The organism is Shimia sp. W99 (assembly GCF_053851455.3).
Genome location: NZ_JBSQBU020000001.1, coordinates 1,104,705 through 1,121,673, shown reverse-complemented (window position 1 = coordinate 1,121,673; position 16,969 = coordinate 1,104,705). Strand labels below are relative to the sequence as shown.

Genomic DNA, 16,969 nt, shown 5'->3' with positions numbered 1-16,969 from the left:
TCTGCTTGGGAATTTGGATCGCGTGCTCAATAACAGCCTATGTGTGAAGTGCAAGCATTGAGGGTTGCATCCCCTGCCAAGTGCTTGATGTATATGGGGGCGCATTTTCCCGGGGCTTTGGCTAATATCGGGTCAAGACGGTCGGGGGCCGATTCGCAGGGCTTTTGTGACAGGCACGACCCTTGGGGCACCAAACCCCGAAAAAGAACGAGGACGAGGCAAATGAGTGACATCAGTGATCTTGAAAACAGGATCAGCGCCGCAATGGACCGGATTGGCCGGGGGATCGAGGCGCTGTCATCCGCACCCGCCGCCGCGCCGTCGGACGGGGAGGCAAAGCTTGACCAGCTTGAGCGCGCGCTTGAGGACGAAAAGCTTGCCGGGCAGCAGCTTGAAGAACGTATCAAGGCCCTGACCGGGCGGCAGGAAGCGCTGGAAAGCGATCTGGCTGCGGCCCGAGAGGCGGCGGATGCGGCCGAGGCGGCACGGGCCGAAGCCGAAGCTGCCAGAGAAAAGGCCGAGCAATCCCGCGCCGAGGCCGAGGCGGCGCTTGAGGCGGCGCAGACGGCTGCCGCTGAGACCGCGCCTGCGGTGTCGGAGGAGGATTTGCAGGCAACCCGCGAGACAATGGAAGACCTGGCCCAGCGGCTGCGCCGGATGCGTCGGATGACGCGCAATATCCGCGAAAACAACCAGCGCCTGCGTGAAGCGGCGGAAAAGGGCGTGTCCGATCCGGACCTGATCAATGCTTCGCTGCGTACGGAGCTGGAAACGCTGCAGACGCTGCGGGAGACCGACCTGGTGGAAACGGATGTGATCCTGTCCGGGCTGCGCCCGCTTCTGGCAGGACAGCAGGCCGCGCTCGCGCAGGATGGCGAAGTCATGGGGGATGGATAATGCCAGAGGTTGAAATCGAAATCGGCGGGCGCGTGTTCGAGGTGGCCTGTCAGGACGGCGAACAGCATTACCTGCAAAGCGCGGCCAAGATGCTGGATACCGAGGCACAGGTGCTGACCAGCCAGACCGGGCGCATTCCCGAGGCGCGGATGCTTTTGATGGCGGGGTTGATGCTTGCGGACAAAACGGCTGGTGTGGAAGACAAGCTGCGCGAGTTGGAAGCCAAGCTGGCCGAGCAGGAAAAGGAGCTGGACACGTTGCGCAATGCGCCCGCGCCCGAACCGCAGAAGGTCGAGGTGCCGACCATTCCTGTCGAAGTGAGCGAAACCCTTGCCGAACTGGCGGCGCGGGCCGAAGCGCTGGCTGCCGAGGTCGAGGAGAAGGCCGCCGGGTGATCCCGAGGGATGGAGATTGGAACAAGCCGGGCCGGGATGCCCGGCTTTTTCGTTTATGGGGCGACGGAAAGGCGGGGCTGGCGCGTATGAGACATGAGGAGTGCCAATTGCAGGAGCGTCAGATGCGCCTTTCAGAACAAGTTTATGACCGGGTGTCGCGGATCAACCACTGGGGGATTGCGCTGTTGATGATCGCGATGCTGGTGATGGGGATTTACGTTTTCAAGATCATGCCCGACGGGCCGGACAAGGGCGCGCTGGTGGGGCTGCACAAATCCTTTGGATTGTTGATCCTAATGCTGGGCAGCTGGCGCGTGGCGTGGCGGTTGCGGCAGGGGTTCCTGCCAAGCCTGCATGGTGGATGGCAGGCGCGGCTCGCGCATGTGATCCATTGGTTGTTGCTGGCCGGGATCGTCGTGATGCCGGTGTCCGGGCTGCTCATGAGCTATTTCGGTGGGCGTGAAACCGGGTTCTTCGGGCTGTTCACGATCCCGGCGGGGCCAAAAATCGGCCTGCTGAACGAGATTGGCCATATCGCGCATGGGCTCTTTGCGATGCTGATGATCGCGGCCGTGCTGCTACATGTGCTGGGGGCGGTAAAACATGCGCTGATGGATCGGGACAGCACCATGGCGCGCATGACGGGACGCATCTAGGCGCAAAGAAAAACCCCGGTTCCAAGGAGCCGGGGTTTGATGTTCTGTTGCTGGACCGGACGGGATCAGCCGTTGGCCTCGCGAATGCGGTCAGCGGCTTCCTTGTCATAGGCGACACCGTTGTCGTCGAACATGGTGTCAAGCTCGCCCGAAAGGGTCATTTCGGTGATGATGTCGCAACCGCCCACGAACTCGCCCTTGACGTAAAGCTGGGGGATGGTGGGCCAGTCGGAATAATCCTTGATGCCTTGGCGGATTTCATCGTCGGCCAGCACGTTCACATCGGTGTAGTCGACACCCATGTAGTTGAGTACACCGGCCACGCGGGACGAAAACCCGCACTGCGGCATGTCCTTGGTGCCCTTCATGTAGAGCACCACGTCATTGGCTTTCACGGTTTCGTCGATGCGGGTTTTTGCGTCGGTCATGATCCTGATCTTTCTTTCAGGGCGCTGCCCTGTTTTCGGCGTGGGCTGTCTTCGAGGATGTCCTGAAGCAGACTGGTATCGGTTGCGAGCTGCCCCGGCGCCCTGTGCATGACCCGTGTGGGGCGGCTTTGGGCAAGGGGGCGTTTCGTCTGGCCTCTGACATAGGCTTCGATCCCGGCGGCGACAACCACCAAAAGGATCACGATGCCGATGATCAGAAGCGCAGTGTTCATCAGTCGGGCGCCTTGGTGGTCAGGCCGAGGGCGTGGATTTCGCCATTCGCGCCGTCCATCTTGCCCTTGAGCGCGGCCATCACGGCGCGCTGTTGTTGCACGCGGTTCTTGCCGCGGAAACTTTCGTCGATTACCTCGGCAGAGAAATGCACCCCGTCATCCCCGACGACAGTGATCTTGGCATCGGGGAAGCTTTCGCGGATCAGGGCTTCGATGTCAGAAGCAAGAACGGCCATGGATTTATCCCTTGTTGGTTGTTGGTTATGAATTTAGGCGCGCGCAAAGACAGGTGCAAGCGGCCAAAACGGCCACTCGCCCCTTCTCAATGGTCAAAAACACCCGATTGCGGGCGGGTCAGCCAATCGACTCTGCAAAGCTTGCGCGGAACAGCGCCGCCAGTTCCTCCAGCGGCGCGCCGGACTTGCCGAACCAGACCTGATCGCCGGTGAATTTGCCCACGGAGGTGATCGGAACCCCAGCCTGACCTGCGGCGATCATCAGCGCCTCGGCCTGATCGAAGTTGCAGGCCACGAGATAGCGCGCCTGGTCCTCACCAAAGAGCGTGGCGGTGTCGTCGGCGTTGATCTGGACGCCCACACCGGCGGCTTCGGCCATTTCGAAGGCCGCAAGCGCAAGACCACCGTCGGCGAGGTCCGTGCAGGCCTTGATCATCGCACGGTTGGCACGGATGAATTCGCCGTTGCGGCGCTCGGCCTCAAGATCAACGTGCGGCGCGTCGCCGTCTTCGCGGTTGAACACTTCGGCCAGAAGCGCCGACTGGCCCAGATGCCCCTTGGTCTCCCCGATGACAAGCGCAACGTGGCCGTCACGCGCGGTGCCGTTGATCGGCTCTTCGTCGGCGGCGATCAGGCCCACGGCGCCGATGGTGGGGGTGGGCAGGATGGCCGACCCGTCGGTCTCGTTATAGAGGGATACGTTGCCCGAGACGATCGGCATATCGAGCGCGGCCACGGCGGCGCCGATACCCTTGATGGCACCGACGAACTGGCCCATGATTTCCGGTTTCTCAGGGTTGCCGAAGTTCAGGTTGTCGGTGGTGGCGAGCGGCTTGGCGCCCACGGCAGAGAGGTTGCGGAAGGCTTCGGCCACCGCCTGTTTGCCGCCCTCGATCGGGTTGGCGCGTACGTAGCGCGGGGTCACGTCTGAGGTAAAAGCCAGTTTCTTGTCGGTGCCGTGCACGCGGATGATGCCTGCGCCCTGACCGGGCAGGCGGGCGCTGTCGGCCATGACCATGGTGTCATATTGTTCATAGACCCACTGTTTGCCCGCGTAGTTGGGCGAGGAAATCAGGCCCTTGAGCCCGTCGATCGGGTCGATCTGGGGTACGTCGGCAAGTTCTTCGGCGGCAGGGGTTTCGACCCATGGGCGGTCGTATTCCGGGGCGCGGCCCGAGAGCGGCGACAGCGGCAAGTCGGCTTTCACTTCGCCGTTATGCATGATCAGGAAGCGGTCTTCGGCAATCGTTTCACCGACGATGGCAAAGTCGAGGTCCCATTTCTCGAATACGGCGCGGGCTTCGGCTTCAAGCTCGGGTTTGAGGACCATGAGCATACGTTCCTGGCTTTCCGAGAGCATCATCTCGTAGGCGGTCATGTTGTCTTCGCGCTGTGGTACATCTTCGAGGTTGAGCTTGACGCCCAGTTGCCCCTTGTCGCCCATTTCCACGGCGGAGCAGGTGAGGCCAGCGGCGCCCATGTCCTGGATCGAGATCACGGCGCCGGTCTGCATCAGTTCGAGCGTCGCTTCCATCAGGCGTTTTTCGGTGAAGGGGTCGCCGACCTGAACGGTGGGGCGTTTTTCTTCGATCGTGTCGTCAAATTCGGCCGAGGCCATGGTCGCGCCGCCAACACCGTCGCGGCCCGTTTTGGCGCCGAGATAGACGACGGGCATGCCGACGCCCGATGCGGCCGAGTAGAAGATGCTGTCGGTCTTGGCGATCCCTGCGGCAAAAGCGTTTACAAGGCAGTTGCCGTTATAGGCGGGGTGGAAGCGGACTTCGCCACCAACTGTGGGGACGCCGAAACAGTTGCCGTAGCCGCCGACACCTTCGACCACACCGTTCACGAGCTGGCGGGTCTTGGGGTGGCTGGTTTCGCCAAAGGAGAGCGAGTTCATCGCCGCAATCGGGCGGGCTCCCATGGTGAAGACATCGCGCAGGATGCCGCCCACGCCCGTGGCCGCGCCCTGATAGGGTTCGATATAGGAGGGGTGGTTGTGGCTTTCCATCTTGAAGACCACGGCGTCGCCATCACCGATATCCACGATACCGGCGTTTTCGCCGGGGCCGCAGATGACCTGCGGGCCGTCGGTGGGCAGGGTGCGCAGCCATTTCTTGGAGGACTTGTACGAACAGTGTTCGTTCCACATGGCCGAGAAAATGCCAAGCTCGGTAAAGGTGGGCTCACGGCCGATGATCTCAAGGATCAGCGCGTATTCGTCGGGCTTGAGCCCGTGTGCTTCGATGAGATCGGTGGTGATGGCCGGTTCCTGCATGACAGTCGATTCCCCAAAGGCATGTTTGGGGGTCTCTTAAGCCATGTCACGCAAGGGGGAAAGGGGGCGCGGGCGCGCAGGGGCGCACCCGCGGGTTTTATGGATCAATCAGGGCCTTTGGGCGCGGAAGAGGGCGCCTGATCCTGTTGCTGGGCAGCATCGGCAGCAGCCCCGGCAGCGGCGGCGGTGATGGCGGCCTTTTCTTCCTCGCTCAAGTCCTCGTGATGTTCGAGGCCGGGAATGGCCACGCGCACCTCGCGGCGGGCAAAGTCAATACCGGCCTCGGCAAAGGCGGCCTTCACCTTGTTGTAGATCTCTTTGCGGATCATGAACTGTTTGCCCGGTTTGGCCATGAATTTGCCGCGGATTACCATGCCCACATCGTCGATGTCGAACACACCCTGCGATTTGAAGGGTTGCAGGAAGTCGTCCTTGAAGAGCGGGTCTTCCATCATCTCCTGACCGATCTTCTTGAAGATCTTCTTGATCTGGTTGGGGTTGGTGTCAAAGGGCACGGTGAACTTGAGCTTCATGATCACCCAGTCGCGGCTGTAGTTGGTCAGCTGCGGGATCTCGCCATAAGGAATGGTGTGCACGGGGCCGCGATGGTGGCGCAGCTGCATGGAACGGATCGAGATCTTCTCGACGGCGCCCATTGTGCCCGAGATTTCGACGTAATCGCCCACGCGGAACGCGTCATCAACGAGGAAGAACACGCCCGAGACCACGTCCGTAACCAGTTTCTGAGCACCAAAACCGATGGCCAGACCCAGAACACCAGCACCGGCCAGAAGCGGCGTGATGTCGATGCCAAGGTTGCCGATGGCCAGAAGGCCGAAGACAACGATGATGGTCGAGCGCGCGGTCAGCAGCATAAGCGGCAGAACCGTGGAGAGGCGTGAGCCGCTGGCACCGCCCATTTCGGCGTCGGCGTCTTCCTGGCTCATGCCAAGTGCGGTCATTTCCGCCGCAAGGCGGGAGTTGATCCAGAGCGAGACGGCCTCGTAAGCGACGTAGCCCACTACGACGGTCATCAGGAAGCTGAACAGGTTGTCGGCGATTCCGGCGCCACCCATCAGAAGCTCGGCGACAGACATGTCCCAGGCACGGGCGATCAGCGAGAAGATGATGCCGATGGCAATTACGCGCCCGATGCGCACATAGCTGCGCTTGGTCGAGAGATAGGCAGCTTCGGCGGCGGGGCCTTCGCCGGACATGGGCGGAACCAGGTGCCGGACAAGACCACGGATCGCGGTGTCGATCACCGGGGCCGCCAGCAGCAGGAACATGGTGGTGTAATGCGCGCCCTGCAGCAGGGGCTTGATCGTGCCGAGGCCGATCAGAGTCGTGACAAGCGCCCATGTCGCGGCGGCAACGACGATGGCGAAGATTGGATAGGCATCGGCCACACGGCGGTCGAAGCGCGTGGTGTCGGGATCCGAGCCAAGCATCATGGCGCGCAGCCCATCGCGTGCTGTCAGGGCGATGAGGATGATGTAGATGTAGAGCGCGCTGTCGAGCATGTAGCCAAGGCGGGTGCTGCCCGGCGGTACGCCATTGGTGGCAAGGAAGGTCACACTGTAGATCGTGAGACCGCCAAGGAATACGACACCGACGATATTGCGATGCAGGAAGCGGGCCCAATGATCGTCGATGCTGACCAGACGCAGGTCGGGGCGGTGCGGCGCCAGCAGGAAGCGTGATCCGGCAGCGGCGAGTCGTGGCATCCAGATGAGGTAGCCGACAAGAGGTGCTGCAAAAAGCAGCATCTCGGGGGAGAGCAGGCTGCGCCCCAAGGCGCGGATGACCACGTAGAACACGATCAGCCCAAGGATTTCCCGCACGAACCGGCGAAACAGGAACTGAACCGCGTCACGAAGGTTTTCTTCACCGTCAGGGTTTGCCTTTTGACGTACCCGGCGCATCAGGTAGGCGCGCACCGCGAACTCCACGGCGAAACCCACCGCCAAAACAAGGGCAATCAGGCCAATCCAGAGCAGCAATCCACCCGAGTTGCTGGCCTTGTCAATCTGGTTCGAGATTGCGACACCAACGAAGTGAAACGTGTCGGGCAGCTTTTCAAGTGTCTGCAGAAGAGGCGTCGTAAACGCACCCCAGAGATTTGCCATCTTGTCGGAGAGTGTCACCACCTCTTCGGGGGCCTGGGACTGCATGGCGACCGCGTCGAGCCGCTCGAGAAGGAAGGCGCGCACCTCGTCATCGGACATGCGGGCGACCATCGCGTCAATGGCTTCGGGTGTCATGGTGGCCGGGTCGACCTGTGGATCTGTGTTTGTGGTTTCCTGGGCCGCCAAAGGCGTGGCGAGCAGGAAGGCGGCTATAATCAGGCCAATAACCTTTTTAAAAAGCGCGGACATTTATCCCTCGAATGGTGATTCATTTTCCCGGCAGCTTACCACTGGCCGTGGAAAATGCATTCTCTTTAGGAGGGTTTCTGCTTTTGAAACGACCCTGCAGTTTTTTGAAACGGGGTATTCCGGCCAAAAAAAAAGGCCGAGCATAAGCTCGGCCGAAGTCCAACAGGGAGGTATGAAGATGATGCGCTGTTAAGCAATCATCGTCTTCGAGAGATGAATTAGTGATCAGTTTGTGAACGATCAAGGGTTTTCATGTCGCAGGTGCAGCAATGCCGCTATGCACTCATTGCATGGCTTAGGGATTTCCCTTTTGTGCCAACTGTTTGCGATGTGAAATGATTTCTTCCTGAACGAAGTCCCGAAAGGCGGCAATGCGCTTGGATTGGCGTAGTTCCTCGGGATAGGCAAGAAAGACAGGGACCTCGGCCGATTCATGGTCGGGCAGGACGCGCACCAGATTTGGAAAATCCTGGGTCACGTAATCGGGCAACACGCCGATGCCAAGCCCATGCAGCACCGCCTGAAGCACACCGAAGTAGTTGTTGACGTAGAGCAGCGATTGCACGTCGTCGGCCAAAAGGCTTTGCACGAAGCTGGCGCCTGCACCGACCTGCTCGGAAGTGATGTTCTGGCAGATCAGGCGATGTGCGGACAGATCACTCATCCGCTCAGGGGCGCCATGTTCCTGGATGTACTCCGGCGTCGCATAAAGGCGCATGCGCACGCTCATCAGGCGTTTGCGGATCAGGTCGGCCTGGGACGGTTCTTTCATGCGGATGGCGACGTCGGCCTCGCGCATGGGCAGGTCGAGCACCTTTTCCTCGAGCATCAGGTCGATATTGAGGTCGGGATATTTCTCGTAGAGCTTGGTCAGGCGCGGAGCGAGCCAGAGCGTGCCGAAGCCGATGGTCGTGGTGACACGCAATTCACCGAACACTTCTTCTTCGCTGTCGCGGATGCGGGCGGCGGCGGCGTCGAGGCGTTTGGTCATCGACTTGGTCGCGTCAAACAGCAATTCGCCCTGTTCCGTGAGAATCAGCCCGCGCGCGTGGCGGTGGAACAGGGTGGTGTTGAGCGATTCTTCGAGGGCGCGAATCTGTCGTGACACCGCAGATTGCGACAGGTGCAATACGTCACCGGCATGGGTCAGGCTGCCGGCATCGGCAACCGCGTGGAAGATTCTAAGCTTGTCCCAGTCCATTCCGGCAACTTTCGCGACGTTTTATTTTGTCTAGGCGAAAGACGTGAAAAACGAAACCGATTGTTCGAAGAATGTGCCGAGATCACAAAAAAATAATTGCTTAGGTCAGAAATTATGACCTAATATTGCCCCTATATTGATCTCAAGAGATCATCCAGCGAGGGGAGCGCAAGATGAGCATCCAGAAGGTTTCTTTGAACGACAGGCTCGACCTGGAAAAAAGCCACGTGCTTTTGAACGGGACGCAGGCGCTTGTGCGTTTGATGTTGATGCAGAAGGCCCGCGACACGAAGGCCGGGTTGAATACGGCGGGCTATGTCACTGGTTACCGTGGATCGCCGCTTGGCAATGTGGACGGTCAGATGATGCGGGCCGAGAAGCAGCTCAAGGCAAATGACGTACTGTTCCAGTCCGGGTTGAACGAAGACCTCGCGGCGACCGCACTTTGGGGGAGTCAGCAGGCGGAGCTGCGGGGCGAGGGCAAGTTCGACGGGGTTTTTGGCCTTTGGTATGGCAAGGGGCCGGGCGTGGACCGCACCGGGGACGTGATGCGCCATGCCAATATGGCGGGGACGTCGCCGCTTGGTGGTGTGCTGATGGCGATGGGCGATGACCACACCGGCGAAAGCTCGACCGTGCTGCACCAGTCGGAATGGGCGCTGGTGGATGCCTATATGCCCGTCGTGTCGCCTGCAGGCGTGCAGGAAATCATGGATTACGGGCTTTACGGTCTGGCCCTGTCGCGGTTCTCGGGTCTTTGGGTCGGTCTCAAGACCATGAAGGACACGATCGAAGCCACGGCGGTGGTAAATGGCGATCCGCATCGGTTGTCTTTCGTGACACCCGAATTCGACATGCCGGAGGGCGGGCTGAACATCCGGTTGGCGGACACGCCGCACGCGCAGGAAGCGCGGATGATCGACTATAAACGCTTCGCTGCCGAGGCGTTCAGCCACGCCAATAAGATGGACAAGCGCATGTGGGGCAAGCCCGGCGCGAAGATCGGGTTTGTCGCGGCGGGCAAGAACTGGCTCGATCTGGTGCATGCGATGGACCTTTTGGGCATCGACGAGGCCGAAGCCGAACGGCTTGGTATCACCACCTATAAGGTGGGCCAGACCTTCCCGCTCGACATGAAGGGCTTTTATGACTGGGCCAACGGGCTCGACCTGATTGTTGTGGTGGAAGAAAAGCGCAAACTGATCGAGATCCAGATCAAGGAAGCGCTGTTTGATGACAACCGGTACCGCGTTTACGGCTGGTACAAGGGTGGTGCGGGCGGCATGCACCGCGAAGAACTTTTCCCGACCCGCGGGGCGCTGGATCCGATCTGGATTGCGCAGAAGCTGGGCGAGATCCTGATCGAAGAGGGGCGCGGTACGGAAAGCGTGAAAGCCGGGCTTGAAAAGCTGGCCGAGGCGCAGCGCGCCGACAATGCCGAGGATATCGCGGTGCGCACACCGTGGTTCTGTTCGGGCTGTCCGCACAACTCGTCGACCAAGGTGCCGGACGGCAGCCGTGCCTATGCCGGGATCGGCTGTCACTACATGGTGCAGTGGATGGACCGGGAGACGCAGGGCTTTACCCATATGGGCGGCGAAGGCGCGAACTGGATCGGGGAGGCGCCGTTTTCCAAGACCGGGCACGTGTTCCAGAACCTTGGTGACGGGACGTATAACCACTCGGGCGTGCAGGCCATTCGGGCGGCATTGGCGGCCAACACAAACATCACCTACAAGATCTTGTTCAATGACGCGGTGGCGATGACCGGTGGTCAGGCCAATGATGGCGGGTTGTCGCCCCAGAAGATCGCCGACGAAGTGCGGGCGATGGGGGTCGAGAAGGTCTTTGTCGTCTATGACGAAAAGGAAGACGTGGATCAGGCGGTGTTCCCCAAGGGGATCACGTTCCATGAACGCGCCGAGTTGATGAACGTTCAGGAGGAATGCCGCAAGATCAAAGGCGTATCGGTCATTGTTTATGTGCAGACCTGCGCCGCCGAAAAGCGCCGCCGCCGCAAGCGGGGGCTGTTCCCGGACCCGGATCGCCGGGTGTTCATCAATACCGATGTCTGTGAAGGCTGTGGCGATTGCGGGGTGCAGTCGAACTGTATCTCGATCGAGCCGGTGGAAACCGAACTGGGCCGCAAGCGCAAGATCAACCAGTCGAGCTGTAACAAGGATTTCAGTTGTCTCAACGGGTTCTGCCCGAGCTTCCTGACCATCGAGGGTGGCAAGATTAAGAAGGCGGCGACCGCGACGCTGGACCTGCCGGACATGCCGATGCCGGACATCAAGCCGATTGAAGGCACCCATAACGTGGTGATCACCGGGGTTGGTGGCACCGGGGTTGTGACCATTGGCGCGGTGCTGGCACAGGCGGCGCAGATCGATGGTAAGGCCGCGGGCATGATGGAGATGGCAGGGCTCGCCCAGAAGGGCGGCGCGGTGCATATCCATTGCCGTCTGGCCGAAACGCCCGAGGATATCAGCGCTGTGCGTGTTGCCACCGGCGAGGCGGATGCGCTGATCGGGGGCGATCTGGTGGTGAGTGCCGGGGCCAAGACGCTGGGTCTGACCAGCACCGGGCGCACCGGGGCCGTGGTCAACAGCCACGAGATCATCACAGGGGCGTTCACGCAGAATACGGAATTCCGTTTGCCCACCGGGCGCCTTGAAGTGGCGCTTCAGGCGCGGATTCGCGAGAAGCTGGCGATGTTCGATGCCTCTGAGCTGGCGCGGATCGTGATGGGCGACTCGATCTTCTCGAACATGATGGTGTTTGGCGCTGCGTGGCAGAACGGGCTGGTGCCGGTGAGCCATGAGGCGATTGTTGCGGCGATTGAAATCAACGGCGCGGCTGTCGAAAAGAACCTGCGTGCGTTTGAGATCGGTCGCTGGGCGGTGCTGTATCCGGAAGAGGCGGCGGCGATGCTTGAGCCGAAAGTGGTGCAGTTGCCCAAGTCGCTGGACGAAAAGATCGCCTTCCGGGCCGATCACCTGGTCAAGTACCAGGGCAAGCGGTTGGCCAAGCGCTATCGCAAGATGGTGGACGGAATCAAGGATGAGCGCCTGAAGGAGGCGGTTGCCAAAGGCTATCACAAGCTGCTGGCCTATAAGGACGAGTACGAAGTTGCGCGGTTGCATCTGGAGAGCCGGGCCAGGGCGGAAGAGGTGTTCGAGGGGGATTTCGAGGTCAAGTTCCACCTTGCGCCGCCGATGCTGTCGAAACAGGGGCCGAACGGGCGTCCGCTCAAGAAGGAATACGGCCCCGGCATGATGCGGTGGTTCCGAATGCTGGTGAAGATGAAGGGGCTGCGGGGCACGCCGCTGGATGTCTTCGGGCGTACGGATGAGCGCAGGATGGAACGTGCGCTGATCAAGCAGTATGAGACGGATATGGCAACGGTGATTGCCGAGCATGGGCAGAAGGCGTCGGACGCGGCTGTGGCGCTGGCCGAGCTGCCTTTGCAGATCCGTGGCTTTGGTCCTGTGAAACAGGCCAATGAAGCCAAGACGGCCAAGCGGCGCGAAGAGCTTTTGGCGGCGCTCAAGGCGGGCGATACGGCCAAGGCGGCGGCAGAATAACGCCACCTTGCCATCGCGGCAAAATGGGGACTTCTCAGGTTTTTCTAACCTGCGTATATCGCGGGCAGGAAACCTGAGCGGACCCGCGCCCATGCACAGCGATGTGACCCGAGAAATCAGCTATGCCCACTCCGCAGAAACGCGGGGCGGGCGCACGGTTATCCGGTTGCTGGAAAACGCCACCGGGCGGCTTGGCCTGATCAAACGGGCGGCGGGGTACGAGGATGAAGTTGCGCAGGGACGCGATTTCTGGCGCGTGATGATGGAGCGCTATGGCATCAGCCTTGAGGTCATCGGTGGGTCGCTTCAGGACATACCACAGGATGGCCCCTTGTTGATGGTGGCCAATCACCCTTTCGGCATTCTGGACGGGATGATGATGGGCCATATGCTGAGCGAGGTGCGGGGCGATTTCCGTATTCTGGCCAACAGCGTTTTCCAGAAGGCGGAAGAGATCAACCGGATCGTTTTGCCGATTTCCTTTGACGATGACAAGGAGGCGGTGAAGCTCAACCTGCGGACCCGCAAGGTAGCGCTTGATTACCTGAAAGACGGCGGGGCGATCGGGATTTTCCCCGGTGGCACGGTGAGCACATCGGCCAAACCCTTTGGCCGCCCCCTTGATCCCGGCTGGCGCAGTTTCACGGCGCGCATGATTGCCAAATCGAAAGCGCAGGTGGTGCCGGTCTATTTCGAAGGGCGAAACAGTCGCCTGTTCCAGATCGCAAGCCATCTGCATTCGTCCCTAAGGCTGGGGCTGTTGATCAAGGAGTTCGGCGCGCGCGTGGACGCACCGGTGCAGGTGGTGGTCGGCAAGCCGATCCCGCGCGAAGAACTGGACCGGTTCGCAAGCGATTCCAAGGGGCTGATGGACTTCTTGCGGCGACGGACCTATGACTTGTCGCCAAGACCTGTCCCGGTGAGTGGGTACGGGTATGAATTCGAAGAGAAGCACCGGGCATAAGCCCCTGATTGGAATGTAAAATGGCAGTTGGCATTTTTGACAGTGGACTGGGTGGTCTGACGGTTCTGGACGCCGTGAGCAAGCGCCTGCCGGATCAACCTTTTGTCTATTTCGGAGACAATGCCCACGCGCCTTACGGGGTGCGGGATGCGGATGATGTCTATAACCTGACCACGTCGGCCGTGGAGCGGATGTGGGAGGCGGGCTGTGATCTTGTCATCCTTGCCTGTAACACCGCCAGCGCGGCGGCGCTGCGGCGGATGCAGGAGAGCTGGATTCCAACCGACAAGCGGGTGCTGGGCGTCTTTGTGCCACTGATTGAGGCGCTGACCGAACGCAGTTGGGGCGACAATAGCCCGCCGCGTGAAGTGGCGGTGAAACATGTGGCGCTTTTTGCGACGCCCGCAACCGTGGCTAGCCGTGCGTTCCAGCGGGAGCTGGCGTTTCGCGCCATTGGCGTTGATGTCGAGGCACAAGCCTGTGGCGGGGTGGTGGATGCCATTGAAGACGGTGACATGATTTTGGCCGAGGCTTTGGTGCGCAGCCATGTCGACGCGCTCAAGCGCAAGATGCCGAACCCGGAGGCGGCCATTCTGGGCTGTACCCATTACCCATTGATGCACGAGACCTTCCAGGATGCGCTGGGTGCGGATGTGAAAGTCTATTCGCAGGCCAACCTCGTGGCCGAGTCGCTGGCCGATTACCTTGAGCGCCATCCCAACATGAAGGGATCGGGGACGGAGTCGGTTTTCCTGACCACGGGGGACGCGCGCAAGGTGTCGGACCGGGCGACGCAGTTCTTGCGACGACGGATTACTTTTGAGGCGGCGTAAGCGCGCAGCCCTCGTAATTTTCCCCTATCTCGATTACATAACGCCTCGAAGTGTGAGGGGCGGCACGCCGGGTGGCGTGTTTCCAAGGAAGGAAGAGGTCTGATCATGACCCATAAAATCGCAATTCTGGGCGCCAGCGGATATACTGGCGCAGAGCTTGTCCGGCTGATTGCCACCCATCCCAACATGGAGATCGTGGCGCTGTCGGCGGACCGTAAGGCGGGCATGAAGATGTCCGAAGTGTTCCCGCATCTGCGTCATCTGGACCTGCCGGACCTGTGCACGATCGAAGAGATCGACTTTTCCGGTGTGGACCTGTGTTTCTGCGCGCTGCCGCATGCCACCAGCCAGAAGGTGATCCGCGATCTTCCCAAGACGCTCAAGATTGTTGACCTGTCGGCGGATTTCCGGCTGCGTGACCCCGAGGAATACGCAAAATGGTACGGCGGGCAGCATGACGCGCTCGAATGTCAGGGCGAGGCGGTTTATGGGCTGACCGAGTTCTATCGTGACGAGATCAAGGCGGCGCGGCTTGTGGCCGGGACGGGCTGTAACGCGGCGACCGGGCAATATATCCTGTCGCCGCTGTTCAAGGCCGGGGTAATTGACTTTGATCATGTCATTCTGGATCTGAAATGTGCTGTATCGGGCGCAGGCCGGTCTTTGAAGGAGAACCTTTTGCATGCCGAGCTGAGCGAAGGGTATCACGCCTATGCCGTGGGCGGCACGCACCGCCATCTGGGTGAGTTCGACCAAGAGTTCAGCAAGCTTGCCGGGCGTTCGGTGCAGATTCAGTTCACGCCGCATCTTGTACCGGCAAACCGGGGGATCCTTGGGACGGCCTATGTGCATGGCAATGCGCAGGAGGTGTATGACACTTTGGCGGCGACGTACAAGGACGAGCCGTTTATCGAGGTGCTACCCTTTGGCGAAGCGCCGAGCACGAAACATATCCGGGCGTCGAACTTCTGCCATATCGGCGTGGTGGCCGACCGGATCGAGGGCCGCGTGATCGTGATCGCGGCGCTGGACAATTTGACCAAGGGCTCGAGCGGGCAGGCGTTGCAGAATGCAAACCTTATGCTTGGGGAAGAGGAAACAGAGGGCCTGATGTTGGCGCCGGTCTTCCCGTAGGGTCCAAAGAGGGGAAAACAGGATGAAGAACCTCAAGAAACGTCGCCGCATACAGGTCATCGTCGTGGCCTTTGTGGCGCTGGCCGTGTCGACGGCGCTTATTGGCTATGCGATGCGGGACGGGATCAATTTCTTCCGCTCACCCAGCCAGGTGGCCGAGGCGCCGCCCGATGCCAGCGAAGTGTTCCGCATTGGCGGGCTGGTCGAGGAGGGCACGCTGGTCCGCGGACAGGGCGAGACCGTGACCTTTTCGGTGACGGATGGCGGGGCGTCGATCAAGGTGGCCTATACCGGCGTGTTGCCCGATCTGTTCGAGGAAAATCAAGGCATGGTTGGCACCGGTCGCTACATCAACGGTGTGTTTGAAGCCGATGAAATCCTTGCCAAACATGATGAAACATACATGCCCAAGGAGGTCGTGGACGCGCTCAAGGAGCAAGGTGTTTACGTGGAGCCCGACGCCGAAAGCTGAGGCCGGTTTCATCTGAGACTGTCGAAACCCGTCCGGACATTCCGGGCGGGTTTTTTGCATGCGTACGGTGGTCTTTGAGCGCGTTAACCTGTTTGCGGCAGGCTTTGGCGGTGTTTTTGGAAAACCGCGAGGATGCGCCATGCAGGATGTCCGCCAGATTGCCGAGGAAATCGTCGCCCGTGAAGGCGGCTTTGTGAATGATCCAGATGATCCGGGTGGGGCCACCAAGTTTGGTGTGACTCTGGCCACAGCACGCCGCCTTGGTTTGGACAAGGACGGCGACGGGGATGTGGATGTGGCCGATATTCGCGCGGTGTCGCGTGAAGACGCTGTGCGGGTGTTTCTGGAGCACTATTTTCAGGGCCCCGGCGTGGATCGCCTTCCCGAGGTGCTGCAGGCCAGCGTGTTTGACATGTATGTGAACGCCGGTTCGAACGCGGTGAAGATCCTGCAGGAACTGTTGGGGCAGATGGGGCAGCGCGTCGGCGTGGACGGGGTGATCGGGCCGCAGACCGTTGCCGCTGCCGAAGCTGCTGCTGCGGCGGCACCCAATCACCTTGCCGACGCCTACGGGATTGCCCGGCGCAACTACTATTTCCGGCTGGCAGACCGCCGTCCGGCCTCGCGCAAATTCGCGCGTAGTCGCAAGGGCGGCAAGGGCGGTTGGATCAAGCGGGCCGAAGAGTTCATCTCGGCGCGCTATCACATGAGCGAGGTGGAGTTTCAAAAGCGGGTGGCAGCATGGGGTTGATCGAGAAGCTCTTTTCGCTGGTGTTCGGAAGCGGGCGCAACTTGGTCAAGGAGACTGCGGAAGTGTTTCGCGAGAATGCTGAAGCAGGGGCGGTCCGGGCCAAAGATGTGCAGATTGCCGCCATGCAGGGATTTTCGACTGAGTTTCGACAGGCCGGGCGTGGAAGGTTTGACCGGATCATGGATGGTGTGAACCGGCTGCCGCGCCCGGCCATGGCGTTGGGCTGCCTGGGATTGTTCGTGTCGGCCATGATCCACCCGGTCTGGTTTGCCGAACGCATGGCGGGGATTGCGCTGGTGCCCGAACCGCTTTGGTGGCTGTTGGGGGTGGTCGTGAGCTTTTATTTCGGTGCGCGTCACCAAGCCAAGGGGCAGGAGTTTCAACGTTCGATCGCCGGGACCATGGCGCAGGTGCCACAGGTGGTCGAGAACATCCGAGAAGTCCGTGCGCTGGAGACCGGGGCAACCGGTGAAAACCCGGCCCTTCAGGATTGGAAAAACATAAAGAATCGATGAGGCGCGACATT

Annotated in this window: 16 protein-coding genes; 10 read left to right on the top strand and 6 right to left on the bottom strand. The window is 60.6% G+C overall.

Going from position 1 to position 16,969, the window contains the following annotated elements; genetic code table 11:
- Window positions 1-222: 222 nt before the first annotated feature.
- The 3 genes from ACS3QZ_RS05410 (at window position 223) to ACS3QZ_RS05400 (ending at window position 1,948) form a co-directional block, all read left to right on the top strand.
- Window positions 223-897: a hypothetical protein gene (locus ACS3QZ_RS05410; protein ID WP_456036913.1), complete on the top strand. Its 675-nt coding sequence runs from the start codon at window positions 223-225 to the stop codon at window positions 895-897.
- Complete coding sequence (locus tag ACS3QZ_RS05405; RefSeq protein ID WP_456036912.1) at window positions 897-1,292, top strand: cell division protein ZapA; 396 nt, start codon at window positions 897-899, stop codon at window positions 1,290-1,292. Before ACS3QZ_RS05410 ends, ACS3QZ_RS05405 begins: the two co-directional genes overlap by 1 nt.
- A 122-nt stretch (window positions 1,293-1,414) precedes the next feature.
- Window positions 1,415-1,948, top strand: coding sequence for a cytochrome b (locus tag ACS3QZ_RS05400; protein WP_456036911.1), 534 nt, complete (start codon window positions 1,415-1,417; stop codon window positions 1,946-1,948).
- Window positions 1,949-2,013: 65 nt separating this feature from the next.
- Here the strand turns inward: ACS3QZ_RS05400 and grxD are convergent, their stop codons facing one another.
- The 6 genes from grxD to ACS3QZ_RS05370 form a co-directional block, all read right to left on the bottom strand.
- Window positions 2,014-2,376 (bottom strand): Grx4 family monothiol glutaredoxin, encoded by a 363-nt coding sequence (grxD, locus tag ACS3QZ_RS05395; RefSeq protein WP_456036910.1) that lies wholly within the window; start codon window positions 2,374-2,376, stop codon window positions 2,014-2,016.
- Complete coding sequence (locus ACS3QZ_RS05390; RefSeq protein WP_456036909.1) at window positions 2,373-2,609, bottom strand: hypothetical protein; 237 nt, start codon at window positions 2,607-2,609, stop codon at window positions 2,373-2,375. Before ACS3QZ_RS05390 ends, grxD begins: the two co-directional genes overlap by 4 nt.
- Complete coding sequence (locus ACS3QZ_RS05385; RefSeq protein WP_456036908.1) at window positions 2,609-2,845, bottom strand: BolA/IbaG family iron-sulfur metabolism protein; 237 nt, start codon at window positions 2,843-2,845, stop codon at window positions 2,609-2,611. The genes ACS3QZ_RS05390 and ACS3QZ_RS05385 overlap by 1 nt, the downstream gene beginning before the upstream one ends.
- A 118-nt stretch (window positions 2,846-2,963) precedes the next feature.
- Window positions 2,964-5,123, bottom strand: coding sequence for a phosphoribosylformylglycinamidine synthase subunit PurL (gene purL, locus ACS3QZ_RS05380; protein WP_456036907.1), 2,160 nt, complete (start codon window positions 5,121-5,123; stop codon window positions 2,964-2,966).
- A 104-nt stretch (window positions 5,124-5,227) separates the two neighbouring features.
- Window positions 5,228-7,501, bottom strand: a complete 2,274-nt coding sequence (locus tag ACS3QZ_RS05375; RefSeq protein ID WP_456036906.1) for a mechanosensitive ion channel family protein — start codon at window positions 7,499-7,501, stop codon at window positions 5,228-5,230.
- A 295-nt stretch (window positions 7,502-7,796) separates the two neighbouring features.
- A complete protein-coding gene (locus ACS3QZ_RS05370) occupies window positions 7,797-8,702 on the bottom strand; it encodes a LysR family transcriptional regulator (protein WP_093094370.1) in 906 nt (301 codons plus the stop codon).
- A 173-nt stretch (window positions 8,703-8,875) separates the two neighbouring features.
- Between ACS3QZ_RS05370 and ACS3QZ_RS05365 the strand changes: the two genes are divergently transcribed.
- The 7 genes from ACS3QZ_RS05365 to ACS3QZ_RS05335 all read left to right on the top strand — a co-directional run bounded on the left by ACS3QZ_RS05365 (window position 8,876) and on the right by ACS3QZ_RS05335 (window position 16,958).
- The gene (locus ACS3QZ_RS05365) at window positions 8,876-12,289 is read left to right on the top strand and encodes an indolepyruvate ferredoxin oxidoreductase family protein (RefSeq protein ID WP_456036905.1); all 3,414 of its coding nucleotides are present in this window, start codon (window positions 8,876-8,878) and stop codon (window positions 12,287-12,289) included.
- Between the two features lie 91 nt (window positions 12,290-12,380).
- Complete coding sequence (locus ACS3QZ_RS05360; protein ID WP_456036904.1) at window positions 12,381-13,253, top strand: lysophospholipid acyltransferase family protein; 873 nt, start codon at window positions 12,381-12,383, stop codon at window positions 13,251-13,253.
- A 20-nt stretch (window positions 13,254-13,273) separates the two neighbouring features.
- A complete protein-coding gene (gene murI, locus ACS3QZ_RS05355) occupies window positions 13,274-14,086 on the top strand; it encodes a glutamate racemase (RefSeq protein WP_456036903.1) in 813 nt (270 codons plus the stop codon).
- A 105-nt stretch (window positions 14,087-14,191) separates the two neighbouring features.
- Entirely contained in the window at window positions 14,192-15,220 is a 1,029-nt protein-coding gene (argC, locus tag ACS3QZ_RS05350) for an N-acetyl-gamma-glutamyl-phosphate reductase (RefSeq protein WP_456036902.1), read from the top strand.
- Between the two features lie 22 nt (window positions 15,221-15,242).
- Window positions 15,243-15,692: a cytochrome c maturation protein CcmE gene (gene ccmE / locus ACS3QZ_RS05345; RefSeq protein ID WP_456036901.1), complete on the top strand. Its 450-nt coding sequence runs from the start codon at window positions 15,243-15,245 to the stop codon at window positions 15,690-15,692.
- 139 nt (window positions 15,693-15,831) lie between these two features.
- On the top strand, window positions 15,832-16,443 hold the full coding sequence (locus ACS3QZ_RS05340; protein ID WP_456036900.1) for a holin-associated N-acetylmuramidase: 612 nt from the start codon (window positions 15,832-15,834) through the stop codon (window positions 16,441-16,443).
- Window positions 16,434-16,958 (top strand): holin family protein, encoded by a 525-nt coding sequence (locus tag ACS3QZ_RS05335; protein ID WP_456036899.1) that lies wholly within the window; start codon window positions 16,434-16,436, stop codon window positions 16,956-16,958. Before ACS3QZ_RS05340 ends, ACS3QZ_RS05335 begins: the two co-directional genes overlap by 10 nt.
- The last annotated feature ends 11 nt before the right edge of the window (window positions 16,959-16,969 follow it).